The sequence below is a fragment of the Stenotrophomonas maltophilia genome, assembly GCF_001274595.1.
GTDB lineage: Bacteria > Pseudomonadota > Gammaproteobacteria > Xanthomonadales > Xanthomonadaceae > Stenotrophomonas > Stenotrophomonas forensis.
In genome coordinates, this window is record NZ_CP011010.1 from 539,068 (window position 1) to 552,767 (window position 13,700).

At 69.6% G+C, this 13,700-nt stretch carries 13 protein-coding genes; 5 read left to right on the forward strand and 8 right to left on the reverse strand.

The window, feature by feature from the left end:
• Positions 1-64: 64 nt before the first annotated feature.
• On the forward strand, positions 65-643 hold the full coding sequence (locus VN11_RS02430; RefSeq protein WP_053448681.1) for a histidine phosphatase family protein: 579 nt from the start codon (positions 65-67) through the stop codon (positions 641-643).
• A gap of 95 nt (positions 644-738) precedes the next feature.
• On the opposite strand, the gene VN11_RS02435 is transcribed toward VN11_RS02430, so the two are convergent.
• The gene (locus VN11_RS02435) at positions 739-1,101 is read right to left on the reverse strand and encodes a TfoX/Sxy family protein (RefSeq protein WP_053448682.1); all 363 of its coding nucleotides are present in this window, start codon (positions 1,099-1,101) and stop codon (positions 739-741) included.
• A complete protein-coding gene (locus VN11_RS02440; RefSeq protein ID WP_004154035.1) occupies positions 1,098-1,580 on the reverse strand; it encodes a GAF domain-containing protein in 483 nt (160 codons plus the stop codon). The genes VN11_RS02435 and VN11_RS02440 overlap by 4 nt, the downstream gene beginning before the upstream one ends.
• A gap of 68 nt (positions 1,581-1,648) precedes the next feature.
• On the opposite strand from VN11_RS02440, the gene bioD reads away from it, so the two are divergent.
• Positions 1,649-2,326, forward strand: a complete 678-nt coding sequence (bioD, locus tag VN11_RS02445) for a dethiobiotin synthase (protein WP_053448683.1) — start codon at positions 1,649-1,651, stop codon at positions 2,324-2,326.
• Between the two features lie 65 nt (positions 2,327-2,391).
• Here the strand turns inward: bioD and VN11_RS02450 are convergent, their stop codons facing one another.
• The 4 genes from VN11_RS02450 to msrB all read right to left on the reverse strand — a co-directional run bounded on the left by VN11_RS02450 (position 2,392) and on the right by msrB (position 7,085).
• Complete coding sequence (locus tag VN11_RS02450) at positions 2,392-3,840, reverse strand: PLP-dependent aminotransferase family protein (protein WP_053448684.1); 1,449 nt, start codon at positions 3,838-3,840, stop codon at positions 2,392-2,394.
• A gap of 148 nt (positions 3,841-3,988) precedes the next feature.
• Positions 3,989-4,726 (reverse strand): peptide-methionine (S)-S-oxide reductase MsrA, encoded by a 738-nt coding sequence (msrA, locus tag VN11_RS02455; RefSeq protein WP_049456430.1) that lies wholly within the window; start codon positions 4,724-4,726, stop codon positions 3,989-3,991.
• A 14-nt stretch (positions 4,727-4,740) separates the two neighbouring features.
• Positions 4,741-6,507 carry a cytochrome c biogenesis protein DipZ gene (locus VN11_RS02460; protein WP_053448685.1) on the reverse strand — a complete coding sequence of 589 codons (1,767 nt, stop codon included), beginning with the start codon at positions 6,505-6,507 and terminating at the stop codon, positions 4,741-4,743.
• 2 nt (positions 6,508-6,509) lie between these two features.
• A complete protein-coding gene (msrB, locus tag VN11_RS02465; RefSeq protein WP_053448686.1) occupies positions 6,510-7,085 on the reverse strand; it encodes a peptide-methionine (R)-S-oxide reductase MsrB in 576 nt (191 codons plus the stop codon).
• A gap of 143 nt (positions 7,086-7,228) precedes the next feature.
• On the opposite strand from msrB, the gene VN11_RS02470 reads away from it, so the two are divergent.
• A complete protein-coding gene (locus VN11_RS02470) occupies positions 7,229-7,948 on the forward strand; it encodes a response regulator transcription factor (protein ID WP_053448687.1) in 720 nt (239 codons plus the stop codon).
• Complete coding sequence (locus VN11_RS02475; RefSeq protein WP_053448688.1) at positions 7,945-9,414, forward strand: sensor histidine kinase; 1,470 nt, start codon at positions 7,945-7,947, stop codon at positions 9,412-9,414. Before VN11_RS02470 ends, VN11_RS02475 begins: the two co-directional genes overlap by 4 nt.
• On the opposite strand, the gene VN11_RS02480 is transcribed toward VN11_RS02475, so the two are convergent.
• Together VN11_RS02480 and VN11_RS02485 are read right to left on the reverse strand one after the other, a co-directional pair.
• Positions 9,411-10,757 (reverse strand): ATP-binding protein, encoded by a 1,347-nt coding sequence (locus VN11_RS02480; protein WP_053448689.1) that lies wholly within the window; start codon positions 10,755-10,757, stop codon positions 9,411-9,413. The two genes, VN11_RS02475 and VN11_RS02480, sit on opposite strands and share 4 nt — an antisense overlap.
• Positions 10,754-11,443 (reverse strand): winged helix-turn-helix domain-containing protein, encoded by a 690-nt coding sequence (locus VN11_RS02485; protein ID WP_053448690.1) that lies wholly within the window; start codon positions 11,441-11,443, stop codon positions 10,754-10,756. Before VN11_RS02485 ends, VN11_RS02480 begins: the two co-directional genes overlap by 4 nt.
• Before the next feature lie 346 nt (positions 11,444-11,789).
• On the opposite strand from VN11_RS02485, the gene asnB reads away from it, so the two are divergent.
• Positions 11,790-13,691, forward strand: coding sequence for an asparagine synthase (glutamine-hydrolyzing) (gene asnB / locus VN11_RS02490; protein ID WP_053448691.1), 1,902 nt, complete (start codon positions 11,790-11,792; stop codon positions 13,689-13,691).
• Positions 13,692-13,700: the final 9 nt, after the last annotated feature.

The following is a 13,700-nucleotide window of genomic DNA, read 5'->3' on the forward strand; positions in this document are numbered from 1 at the left end:
TGGTGCCGTTGCCGATGTCCGCCCGTTTTCCGCTGTTCCCGCGTTGCCTGTACGGGGCGCACGCATGATCCTCGACCTGGTCCGCCATGCCGGCAACGGTCGCGATGAGTTCCTCGATGGCCGCACCGATCCACCGCAGCTGGCGCCGCTGCCACAGGAACTGGTCGACGCCTACGCCGCACAGCCGTGGGAGCGGGTGATCAGTTCGCCGCGGCTGCGCTCGCTGCATACGGCGATGGCGCTGGCCACGGCGCGCGGCCTGGATGTGGAGCCGGACGAAGAGTGGGAAGAACTGGATTTCGGTGATTGGGACGGGCAGTCCCTGTTCGATCTGCCGGAAGACGCGCTGGCGGCGTTCCATGCCGACCCGCACGCGTTCCCGCCACCGAACGGCGAGAGCTGGGGCCATTTCGAGCGGCGCATCGCACGCGCGCTGGATCGCCTGCTCGATGATGATGACCCGCTGCCGACACTGGTGGTCAGCCACGGTGGCCCGCTGCGCATGGTGCTGTCGCAGGTGTGCGGCCTGCCGATGTCGCTGTGCTGGGCGCTGCGCATCGACCATGGCACACGCCTGCGGGTACGGCTGGAACGCGGTGAAGCAGGTCTGGTGGGCGAACTGCTGGAACTGCAGCAGCCCTGAGCCGAGGGTTGTGCCGGCCAGCGGCCGGCACGACCGATCCCGCATCACAGTGGTAGTGCCGGCCGCTGGCCGGCATCCCCAGGAACGCGGAGGCCTCAATCCTCGTCGGCGCTCTCGGCGACGCTGTCTTCAGCGTCATCGTAGGCATCGAAGCGCTGCTCATGCACCGGGCCGGAGGCCGGGCCGGCCGCCTTCAGCGGGTGCGCGGCGATGCGTGCTTCGTAGTCCTGCACCAGCGCTTCGCGCTGCGCCTCGCTCAGTTCCTGCCAGTGGCAGTCCAGCAATGCGCCTTCCAGCGAGTACAGCAGGTTCAGGCTGGGCTTGAAGCCCGCCCGCTTGACCTTGACGAAGGCGCCGACCGCACCGATCGCGACCAGCTCCTCGCGGCTGCGCAGGCCGACCTGGCGCAGCCACGCCGCACTCTTGGGGCCGATGTTGCGCAGCTTCGGTGCGCTCATCCCAGGGCCTCGACGAACACGCGGGCGATGGCCTCCAGCCCGGCCTGGTCCTCGGCATCGAAGCGGCCAACCTTCGGGCTGTCGATGTCGAACACGCCGATCAGCTCATCACCGCGCAGCAGTGGCACCACCAGCTCCGAGCGCGAGGCCGAGTCGCAGGCGATGTGGCCGGGGAAGGCATCGACGTCGTCCACGCGCTGGGTCACGCGCTGGCTGGCGGCCGCGCCGCACACGCCCTTGTCCAGCGGGATGCGCACGCAGGCGGGCAGGCCCTGGAACGGGCCGACCACCAGTTCCTTGCCGTCGTACAGGTAGAAGCCGACCCAGTTCAGATCGGGAAGGGCGTGGTAGACCAGCGCGGAGAGGTTGGCCGCGTTGGCGATGCGGTCGGACTCGGCGTAGACCAGGCCTCGGGCCTGTTCCAGCAGCTGGGCGTATTGTTCCGGCTTGCTGCCGGTGAGCGAGGCATTGGCGAACATGCCCGCAGTCTAGCAAGCGTGCGGGGCCGGCGATAATGCACGCTCTGTTGCCCTGCTGGAGCCCATCGATGCCATTGCCCGCCACGCTGCCACCTGCCCTGTTCGTGACCGGCACCGATACCGAGATCGGCAAGACCGCGGTCAGCACCGCGCTGCTGCACGCACTGCGCCGTCGTGGCCTGCGCGCGGTCGGCATGAAGCCGGTGGCCAGCGGCAGCGAGGATCTGGGGCAGGGCCTGCGCAACGACGACGCGCTGGCCCTGCAGGCGGCCAGCTGGCCGGTACCGGACTATGCCGACCTGAACCCGTATGCGCTGCGGCAGCCGCTGGCACCGGAGCTGGCCGCTGCCGAAGATGGCGTGCAGGTGGAACTGGCGCCGATCGTGGCCGCGTTCGCGCGCCTGCGTGCGCAGGCCGATATCGTGGTGGTGGAGGGCGTTGGCGGCTGGTTGGCGCCGGTCTCGGCCACGCTGGACCAGCTGGACCTGGTGCGCGCGTTGCAGCTGCCGGTGCTGCTGGTGGTGGGCATGCGGCTGGGCTGCGTCAACCACGCGCGGCTGACCGCGCAGTCGCTGCAGGCCAGCGGTGTGGCGTGCCTGGGCTGGGTCGGCAATCACATCGACCCGGCGATGCAGCGCCAGGACGAGAACATCGCCACGCTGCGGCAGCGCCTGCCGATGCCGTGCTGGGGGCGGCTGCCGCACCTGCCGGGGGCAAATGGCGAAGCGCTGGCCGCGCACCTGTAGTGCCGGCCGCTGGCCGGCAATCCCGGGATCGTTGGGTGGATGCAGTTGCCGGCCAGCGGCCGGCACTACCGTGCTGCAGCCGCCAGCTCGCGCGCGATCGCACCCAGTCGCTCCACCGCACCGATGAAGCGCGCATCCAGGGTCTGGCAGCACGACAGCCGCAGGCAATGCCGGTAGCGGGCGCCGCGCGAATAGACCTGGCCGGGCATGAACACGATGTCTTCCTGCAGCGCACGTTCGAACAGTTCGCGCGTGTCCACGCCCGGCAGTTCCAGCCACAGCAGGAAACCGCCCTGCGGCTCGGTGGCGCGGGTGCCCGCCGGGAAGTACTCGGCCACCAGCTGGCGCAGCCGCCCCACCTGCTCGCGATACAGGCGACGCATGCGGTGCAGGTGGTGCTCGTAGCTGCCCGCCTCCAGGTAGGCTGCCACCGCATCGCCGAGGAGTTGCGGTTCGCCGCCGGTGGACTGGAACTTCAGCAGCGCGATGCGTTCGGCGAAGCGGCCGCCTTCCAGCCAGCCGATGCGATAGTCCGGGGCCAGGGTCTTGGAAAAGCCACCGACCACCATCACCCAGCCGTCGCGATCGAAGGCCTTGAGCAGGGGCGCGGGCGGTTCGCAGAACTGCAGCTCGGCATACACCGCATCTTCGATCAGCGGCAGCTGGCGTGCATTGACCAGTTCGGCCAGTCGCTGCTTGGCGGATGTGGGCATGGTGCAGCCCAGCGGGTTGTGCACGGTCGGCATCACCACCAGCGCGGCCAGCGCCGTGTGTTCGAGCAGGGCCTCCAGGGCATCGACATCCAGCCCCTGCTGCGGGTGGGTGGGCAATTCGATGGCCTGCAGGCCGAGGGTGGCCAGCAGGGGATACAGGTTGAAGTAGGAGGGCGCCTCGATGCCGACCGCATCGCCGGACCGGGTGACGGCACGCAGCGCCAGCTGCAGCGCTTCCATCGCGCCATGGGTCAGCAGCAGGCGGTCGCTGTGGGTGTGCAGGCCCATGCGCGGGCCGCGGCGCACGATCTGTGCCAGCAGCCGCGGCGAGCCATTCGGGCGCGCATAGGTTTCCACCGTCTGCTGGCCATGACGCAGCACCTGTGCAGTGTGCCGGGCAAGCTGCGCCCCGGGATAGAACTGGCGACCACGGGGGCCGGCGAAGGCCAGGTCGATCACGCCGGGTCGGCGTTGTGCCTCCAGCACACGGGCCATCAGCGCCTGCTGCAGCGGCGCGGTGGGCGCCGACGGCGTATCGCGCAGCGAACGTTCGGGCACCGACAGGCGCGGTGCGACCTCGAAGCCGGCCTTGGGCCGTGGAATCACCAGGCCGGCATCTTCCAGCTGGCGATAGGCCGCGATCACGGTGTTCAGGCTGAGCCTGCGCTGCAGCGCCATCTGCCGCAGCGAGGGCAGGCGGCTGCCAACGGGAAGGCGACCGCCGTGGATGGCCTCGGCCAGTTCATCGGACAGCCGCTGGTAGCGGGGAGGGATCATCGCGCTCTGGTCATCTGTATCCATCGAAGTTCCCGTCAACTGGAGCTGTACCCCTGACGTTGGCGAGCCTAGCATGTCGTTGTCGGACGGGCCTGATCGGGGCGCGGCCGATACTTCCCAAGCGCACGGCGGGATCGCCGTGCGTCTTTTTCTGCGTTGGGATTGCCGGTCGTTACCGCATCGGCACCAGCACTGCATCGCGCCGGTACAGCGCCGGGAACTGCTTGCCCAGCGCCGCCAGCTTCGGTGCGTCGTAGTAGCGGATGTAGGCCGCCTGCGGGTAGTTCGTCATGTAGTTCTGGTGATAGCTCTCGGCCGGGTAGAAGCGCTGGCCGCTGCCCAGCTGGGTGACGATCGGTGCGCGGTAGCTGCCGGCCTGGCCGAGCTGGGCGATGTAGGCGCGGCTGGCGGCTTGCTGGCGCGCGTCGTCGCTGAAGATCGCCGACCGGTACTGGCTGCCGTGGTCCGGCCCCTGGCGGTTGAGCTGGGTCGGGTCGTGCACCACCGAGAAGAACACCTGCATCAGCTGCCCGTAGCTGACCTGGCGCGGATCGTAGTCGATCTTCACCGCTTCGGCGTGACCGGTCTGGCCGCTGCTGACCCGCTCATAGTGCGCGTTGGCGGCGCTGCCACCGATGTAGCCGGATACCGCATTGCTCACGCCCTTGACGTGCTGGAACACGCCCTGCACGCCCCAGAAGCAGCCGCCGGCAAACACCACGCTGGCGTGGGTGGCGTCATCGCGGAACGCCGCATCGCCGGTGGGTACCGGCAGCGCCTTGGCCTGCGCGCTGGCTTCGACCGGTGCGGCGATCGCGCCGTGGTCGACCAGCAGCACGCCGGCGATCAATGCGGTGGCTACAAGACCGGCAACACCGGCAGCAATACCCTGTTCAAAGGAGAGTTTCATCGTGTCCTCCCGGTTCAACCAAAGGTGAAGGCATAGGCCTGCACGCCCGCATCGAGGAATTCGATCTCGAAGCGGTGCGGGCCGACCGTGCCGCGCTGGCGCACCAGCTGGAACAGGCGGTGTTCGTTGACCACGCCACTGCCATCGGCGCCGACGTCACTGCCGGCATCGGTGGCGGGCAGTGGCTTGCCGTCCAGCCACACGCGGAAGCGCACCGGCTTGCCGTCCTGGCCCGGTGCCAGCACCAGGTGCAGGTCGCGCGCATGGAACTGGAAGGCGATGCGGCCGCCGGCGCGCTGCAGTTGCGCGGCTTCGTCGGTGATCGTCCACTGCCCGGACAGGCCCCACTGGTTCAGCGCCAGGGCGGTGGGCAGCGTGTAGTCGAACGCGGTGTCGCTGCGTTGCCCGCCGGGCGAGGCGAACTGTTCGGCACGGGCGTGGCCCAGGTAGGTTTCCGGCGAGCGCAGGTTGCCCATGTCGGCCTGCGCGGCAACGCCCTGCAGGTCGGCCGCGGCGGGATCGGCTGGCGGCGGAAGGTGGGTCTGGCCGGCTTCGGTCAGCAGCCGGCGGATCACCTGTTCCGAGCGCGCGTAGTTGCCCTCGCCGAACTGATGGCCGCGGATGTTGCCCTGCGCATCGACGAAGTACTGCGCCGGCCAGTAGCGGTTGTTGAACGCACGCCAGATCGTGTACTGGTTGTCGAGCGCCACGGGGTACTCGACCTTCAGCTGCTGCACCGCCTTCATCACATTGCGTGGGTCACGCTCGAAGGCGAACTCCGGCGTGTGCACGCCGATCACCACCAGGCCGTGGTCGCGGTAGCGGCGCTCCCATTCGTGCACGAACGGCATCGCGCGCAGGCAGTTGATGCAGGAGTATGTCCAGAAGTCGACCAGCACCACCTTGCCGCGCAGCTGCTGGGCGGTCAGCGGCGGGCTGTTGAGCCAGCCGGTGGCGCCATCCAGCGCGGGCAGGGTGCCCTCCACCGGCAGCGGTGCATCGGCACCGGCATTGGCGCCGGCCATCATCATCGGCGGTGCCGCCGGTTGTGCGCCGGGTACCGCGTCCAGCAGGCCCTGCTCGATGCGCGCGGTGCTGACCGTGGACAGGCGGGTCAGCAGGCCGGTGTCCCAGCCGAGGCCGATCGCCACGACGGCCAGCAGCGCGGCCACGCCCAGCACCTTGCGCAGCACATCACCCACGCCGAGCCGCGCCTGCATCGCGCGGAACACCCGGCCGCCGATCCATACCGCCAGCGCCAGCGCGGTGATCGCGCCCAGTGCATAGGCCAGCAGCAGCGCAGTGGTGCCGACGCTGGCGCCGTGCAGGGCGGCGCCGGTCAGCACCAGGCCCAGAATCGGCCCGGCGCATGGGGCCCACAGCAGGCCGGTGGCGATGCCGATCAGCAGCGAGGTCCCTGCGCCACCGCGTCCTGCGGCGTCAGCGGCATCGGCGCGTGCGCTCAAGCGTGCACCCACGCGCTGGAACGGGGCCAGCAGATGGTCCGCCAGTCGCGGCCACAGCAGCGCCAGCGCAAACAGCGCCATCAGCACCAGCGCGATCCAGCGGCCGACCTGGTTGGCCTGCGCCACCCATTGGCTGCCCACCGCCGCCAGGCTGGCCACCACGGTGAAGGTGAGCGCCATGCCCAGCAGCAGCGGCAGCGTGCTGCGCACGAAGGGACGGTCGGCGCGCGCGAACACGAACGGCAGCACCGGCAGGATGCAGGGGCTGAGCAGGGACAACGCACCCCCGAGGTAGGCAAGCAGCAACAGCAGCATGGTCAGGCTCCGGACGTGGGGGAAGAACCGACCGGCACCCGCCAGCCGTCGGCGGTGCCGCCATCGGCCGCACCGGGAACGAACACCAGCGCTGCACCGTTCATGCAGTAGCGCAGCCCGGTCGGGCGCGGGCCGTCATTGAAAACGTGGCCGAGATGGCCGCCGCAGCGGCGGCAGTGCACCTCCACCCGCAGCATGCCGAAGGTGACGTCGCGGTCTTCGCCGATGGCGTTGTGCAGCGGCGCCCAGAAGCTCGGCCAGCCGGTGCCGCTCTCGAACTTGGTGGACGAGGAGAACAGCGGCAGCGCGCAGCCGACACAGGCGAACGTGCCCTGCCGGTGCTCCTTGTTGAGCGGGCTGCTCCATGGCCGCTCGGTGGCCTGCTGGCGCAGCACCGCGTACTGGGCCGGGGTCAGGCGCTGGCGCCAGTCGGCGTCGCTGTGCATGACCTCGAACTGGCGCGCCGGGCGCGCTTCGGCAGCGGCCGGTGCGGCGCGGCTGCAGGCGCCGAGGCCGAACAGGCCGGCAGCGGTGGCGACACCGCCCAGGCCCAGCAGATGGCGGCGGGTGAGGGTCATGGCGGACTCCGGGAAGGGGCGACGGGGCCATGCTGCGCCCGCCCGGGTCAACGAATCCTCACGCAGGATTCAATTTTTCGTGAGGTATCGGCGACCATCCCGCGCCACAATGCGGGCAGCCCCCCACTGGCCCCGAGCTGCCGATGTCCGCCAAACGCGTGCTGATCGTTGAAGACGATGCCCACATCGCCGACCTGCTGCGCATGCATCTGGGCGATGAAGGCTATGACGTGGCCCACGCCGCCAGCGGCGATGCGGGACTGCGCCTGCTTGAACAGGACGGCCCGTGGGATGCGCTGGTGCTGGACGTGATGCTGCCCGGCGTGGACGGCCTGCAGGTGTGCCAGCGCGCACGCGCGATGGCGCGTTATGTGCCGATCATCATCATCAGTGCACGTGGCAGTGAAACCCAGCGCATCGTCGGCCTGGAACTGGGTGCGGACGACTACCTGGCCAAACCCTTCTCGATGCCGGAACTGGTGGCACGGGTGCGCGCGCTGCTGCGCCGCGCCGAGGCGATGGCGCAGAGCGCCCGCATCGATGCCGGCGCGATCGAACTGGGCGGGCTGCAGCTGGACCCGGTTGCACGCACCGCGTCGGTGGAGGGCACTGCGCTGGAACTGACCCCGCGCGAATTCGACCTGCTGCTGTTCTTCGCCCGTCATCCGGACCAGGTGTTCGCGCGCATGGAACTGCTCAACCAGGTCTGGGGCTATCAGCACGATGGCTACGAGCACACGGTCAACACCCATATCAACCGGCTGCGCAGCAAGATTGAAACCGACCCGGCCAATCCGCGGCGGCTGCTGACGGTGTGGGGACGCGGCTACAAGCTGGTCGATCCGGCCGGGGCGGCGGCATGATCAGGCCGAACCTGTGGCAGAAGCTGGCGGCGGTGATCGCCGCACTGATGCTGATGTGCTGCATGGCGCTGCTGGCGCTGCAGATGCGTGCCAACACCCGCCACGAACAGGAAGTGGTGCAGCGGTTGTCGCTGGGCCTGGCCGAGCACATCGCCCAGCGCAGCGAGCTGATGGACACCAGCGGCATGCGCGACGCCGCAGTGCGCGCCTTGTTCGGCCAGTTGATGGCAGTCAACCCCAGCGTCGAGGTCTACCTGCTGGACGACCAGGGCCGCATCCTCGGCCACGATGCGCCCAGCGGCCATCTGGTACGCAACCGGGTGGACGTGGCGCCGTTGCGCCGGCTGCTGGCCGGCGCGCCGCTGCCGATCCTCGGCGACGATCCGCGCAGCGCGGATGGCCGCAAGGTATTCAGTGCCGCGCCGTTGATCGTGCAGGGCCGTCAGGCGGGTTACGTGTACGTGGTGCTGGTCGGCGAGCACCGGCAGATGCTCGCCGACGACCTCGCCGCCGGTAGCCAGTGGAACACCACCTGGTGGTCGGTGATGCTGGTTGGCAGCCTCGGCCTGCTGGCCGGGCTGGTGGCGTTCTACTGGGTAACCCGCCCGCTGCGGCGGCTGACCCGGCGCATCCAGGCCTTCGACATCGACGCACCGACGCCACTGCCGCCACCGGAGCCCCTGCGCCCCGGCGAGCGCGACGAGCTGGTGATCCTTGAGCACGCGCACGCGCAGATGGCGCAGCGGCTGGGCGAACAATGGCAGCAGCTGCGCCAGCAGGACCTGCAGCGGCGCGAGCTGGTGGCCAACATCTCGCATGACCTGCGCACGCCGTTGTCGTCGCTGCACGGTTATCTGGAAACGCTGGCGTTGAAGGACGCCACGCTGTCACCGGACGAACGCCGCCGCTATCTCGGCATTGCCCTGGCACAGAGTGCCAAGGTCGGTCGGCTGGCGCGCGCGCTGTTCGAGCTGGCGCGGCTGGAGCATGGCGAGGTACGCCTGGAGTGGGAGGTCTTCGCGTTGCCGGAGCTGCTGCAGGACGTGCTGCAGAAGTTCGAACTGGCCGCGCAGGCGCGCAGCCAGCGCCTGCATGCCGACTTCCCGCCGGGCCTGCCGCTGGTGCGTGCCGACCTGGGCCTGGTCGAGCGTGTGCTGACCAATCTGCTCGACAACGCGTTGCGGCATGCGCCCGAGGGAGGCCAGATCGAGGTGCGCCTGCGCGCAACGCCTGACAGTGTGGAGGTCAGCGTGGCCGACGACGGCCCCGGCGTGGCGCCGGCGCTGCGCACGCAGCTGTTCCAGGCGCCGGCCGCGCTGGGCGCGCGACGCGGCGAGAACGGCGGGCTGGGCCTGTTGATCGTGCAGCGCATCGTGCAGCTGCACGGTCGTCGCATCGAACTGCGTGACAGCGAACGTGGCGCACTGTTCGTGTTTGCCCTGCCGCGCGCGGAACCGGCGGGCTAGCAGGCCGTATCGCCTTCTACTACGCCGCCGGTTTCCAGCGGCAGGTGCAGGCGGATGCAGGCGCCGCCCAGGTCTGAATCGGTTACCTCGACGTGGCCGCCATGCTTGTCGGCCACTACCTGCACCAGCGCCAGGCCAAGCCCGAAGCCGGGGCTGCCCGGGTCCAGCCGCACGTAAGGCTGCAGCACCTGGCCGCGCAGTTCCGGCGCGATGCCGGGGCCGTCATCCTCCACCTGCAGGCACAGCCAGCCATCGTTCACCGTGCTGGTGATGCGGATCTGCCGGCGTGCATAGCGCAGCGCATTGCCGAGCAGGTTGCGCAGCGCCAGTTCCAGCATGTGCCGGTTGACGTTGACCAGGCCCACCGGCGACAGCACCTGCTGCACCGGCATCGGCAGGGGGGCGAACTGGGCGATCACGCCGCGCACCAGCGCCGCCAGCTGCAGGCGCTGGCGGGTCAGCTGGTGGCAGCGGCCGAGGGCAGCGTACTCGACGCCGGCGTCGGTGAGGTGCTGCAGCCGGTCGACATCGGTGCGCAGGCCGCCCAATGCATCGCGCTGGAGCTCATCCAGCGCGGTGTCCTCGAGGTCGGCCAGGCCGAAACGCATCCGCGCCAGCGGGGTACGTACCTCGTGCGCCACGGCCTGCGCCAGCACGCGCTGGCTTTCCAGCAGCTGCTGCAGCTGTTCGGCCATGTGGTTGAAGGCATTGGCCAGTGGCCGTACCAGCGCGGTACCGGCACGCGGCGCGCGCGTGTCGAGCTGGCCATCGCGCATCTGACGCGCCGCCTGGGCCAACTGCGAGACGTCGCGCCACAGGCGGTAGACCATCACGTACATCGGCAGGGCCACGGCCACCATCAGGATCAGCAGCAGGATCGCCACGCCGGACACTTCGCTGTCCTGCCATCCCTCCTCAGGCAGTGCTTCGTCCAGCGGCCCCAGCATTACCGCGTAGTCGCTGTCGCCGATCCGCTGCAGGCTGCGCATGTGCTCCAGGTCGATCTGCACACGGCCGTTGTTGAACGGCGGGCGCTGGCTGGCAGGCAGCTCCTTCACCGCCTCGGCCAGCGGCACCATGCGCAGCGCGTAGGCGAAATCGGCGTCGAGTTCGCGCGCCAGCACCGGCCACTGCTCGCGCGGGGTTTCGGCGAAGCGGTGCTGCAGCAACGCATGGGTGCCGCGCATCTCGGCCTGCAGGCCGGCTTCGGTGCGGTCTTCCAGCAGCGCGTCCCACGCCCACAGGCCAAGCACGATCAGCAGAAGGTGGGCGACCAGGAAGCCGATGCCATAGCGCAGGAAGTGGAAGGCGTGGCCGCGCATCGCCGAGGGCGTGCGCTTCATCCCCATGCCGAGCGGCTGAACAGGTAGCCGCGTCCGCGGACGGTCTTGATCCGTTCCGGTTGTTCCGGGTTGTCGCCCAGCTTGCGGCGCAGGCGCGAGATGCGGGCATCAATCGAGCGGTCCAGGCCATCGAAGGCGATCCCGCGCAGGCCGCGCAGCAGGGCGTCGCGGTCGAGGATCTGGCCGGCGTTGCTGGCCAGCAGGAACAGCAGGTCGAACTCGGCGGTGGTCAGTTCCAGCAGGGCACCCTGCAGGTGCACATTGCGCGTGGACGGGTCGATGCTCAGCTCGCCGAAGCGCAGGCTGCCGTCGCGCGGCTCGACCCGGCGGTGGCGGCGCAGGTGGGCGCGCAGGCGGGCCAGCAGCACCCGCGGTTCGATCGGCTTGCCGATGTAGTCGTCGGCGCCCAGTTCCAGCCCCAGGACCTGGTCGATGTTGTCGGTTCGGGCGGTCAGCACGCAGATGATGCCGTCATAGTGGGGCCGTATCTGCCGACACACTTCGAAACCATCCTGGTCGGGCAGGCCGACATCGAGCAGGACCAGGGCCGGCTTTTCGGCCAGGATCCGGGCCACGGCGCGCTCGCCGCTGCGCTCGTGGGCGACCTGGTAACCATGCCGCTGCAGATAGTCACTGACCATCGTTCCCAGGCGGGCATCGTCTTCGACCAGTACGATATCCAGCATTTTCAAGGCCTCCGTGGACGCAAACGTACCGCCACGGCACGAGCGCGGCGATGCTATCCCAGCCATAGGGCCGCCCGGGTCCAGGGGGCGGGCGCCATTCAGCCGGGGTTGCTGGCGCACGGGCCGGGTCTCAGCCCCGGCAACCACTTGGCGCCAAGCATAGCCGGTTGCCGTTACAAAACGTTACCTTCGTCACACGTCTGGTGACGATCGCTGACAGCAATGCGACTGACGCGGGGCGGGCGCGGGCCGAGCATGGAGTCTCCTCCGTTCCGCGTGCCGTTCCCATGTCGCCCGCCAACCTCTGCCTGCCGTGCCTGTCCCGCCGCCACTGCGGAGGTGCCCGATGAGCGGCGTGGTCGGGGCCTGGTTGCCGCCCGCCGAAGACGAGCACCTGCTGCAGCAGCTGGCGCCGATGCTGCGCGCGTTGCAGCAGCGCGGGCGGGGGCGCATCGGCTACTGGACCGATGCCGAGGCCGGCCTGGCACTGGGCCATTGCCGGGCGCCGACCGATACGCCCCTGCAACCGCTGAGCTCGGACTGCGGCCGCTACGTGCTGTGCCTGGACGGACGCCTGTACAACCGCGCCGACCTGCAGGCGCAGCTGCGCGATCTGCCGCGCAACTGCAGCGACGCGCGGCTGCTGTTGCAGGCGATCGTCGAGTGGGGCGTGGAGCGGGCGCTGTCGCGCATCGAGGGCGCCTTTGGTTTCAGCGTATGGGACCGCGAGTCGCGCGCGCTGTGGCTGGCCCGCGACCCGGTGGGCGAGCGGCCGCTGTACTACGGCTGGCACCAGGGCAGGTTCCTGTTCGCGTCGGAACTGAAGGCGCTGCAGGCCTTTGAGGGTTTCTCGCCAAGCATCGACCAGGATGCCCTGAGCCTGCTGCTGCGCCATGACTACGTGCCGGCGCCGCACACCATCTACCGTGGCATCCACAAGCTGGTGGCCGGCGCGATGTTGCGCATCGACATGAATGACCATGCTGCGGGGCACTCCAGCATGGCCGCGCAGGGCGGTTCGCGTTACTGGTGTGCACGCGATGCGATGCACAGCGCGCTGCAGGAACCCCTGCAGCCGGCGCCGAGCCTGGAGCAGGCCACCGACCAGCTGGAGGCGGTACTGCAGAAGGCCATCGCTGCACGCATGCACTCGCCGCTGGCCTGCGGCGCGTTCCTGTCCGGCGGCACCGACTCCTCGCTGGTGACGGCGATGATGCAGGCGCAGTCGACCCTGCCGATCGAAGCGTGGACGGTCGGCTTCGACGATCCGGGCCACGACGAGAGCGATTGGGCTTCGCAGGTGGCGCGCCACCTGGGCGTGCAGCACCACCTGCACCGGATGGACGCGCGCCAGGGCCTGGACCTGCTGCAGCGGCTGCCGCAGGTCTGGTGCGAGCCGTTCGCCGACGCCTCGCAGCTGCCGACACTGCTGGCCAGTGAACTGCTGGGTGCGCGCAAGCCGGTGGCATTGACCGGTGACGGTGGCGACGAACTGTTCTTCGGACATCCCAGTTATGGCCGCGCGCTGCGCAATGCGCGCCTGTGTGGTGGCCTGCCGGACTGGGTACGTGACCTGGCGCGGCGCAGCGGCAACCGCATGAACGTCGAGCGTGGCCGCCTCGGTGGCTGGCGCGCACTGGTGGCCGAGGTCGCCGCCAACGATGTGGAAGGTCATTACCTGCAGCGCGTGACCCGCTGGCGGCAGCCGGCGCAGGTGGTGCTGGGCGCGCGCGAACCGGTGACGATCTTCCAGCAGCAGGACACGGCGCTGCCGGCCGAGGCGCGCATCCAGCTGCTCGATTTCCGCATGGATCTGGCCGAAGGCATTCTCGCCAAGGTCGATCGCGCGGGCATGGCGGCGGGCGTTGAAACCCGTGCGCCGCTGCTGGACATGGAGGTGGTGCGCCTGGCCTGGCGCCTGCCGCAGCATCTGAAGTACCACGATGGCGAGCACAAGCTGATTTTGAAGCACCTGCTGGCGCGCTACCTGCCCGAGCCGCTGGTGTACCGCCCCAAGCGCGGCTTCGGCCCGCCGATGGCGCGCTGGCTGGCGGGTCCGCTGCGCGATTGGGCCGAGGCGCTGCTGGATCCGCAGCTGCTGCGCAACCAGGGCTGCTTCGATGCGGTGCGCGTGCGCGGCATCTGGGAGGCGTTCCTGCGCGGCGAGCGCAAGTGGCACACGCACTTGTGGAACGTGCTGATGTTCCAGGCGTGGCACCAGCATTGGCACGGTGGTCGCGGGCGCTGAGGTTCCTTC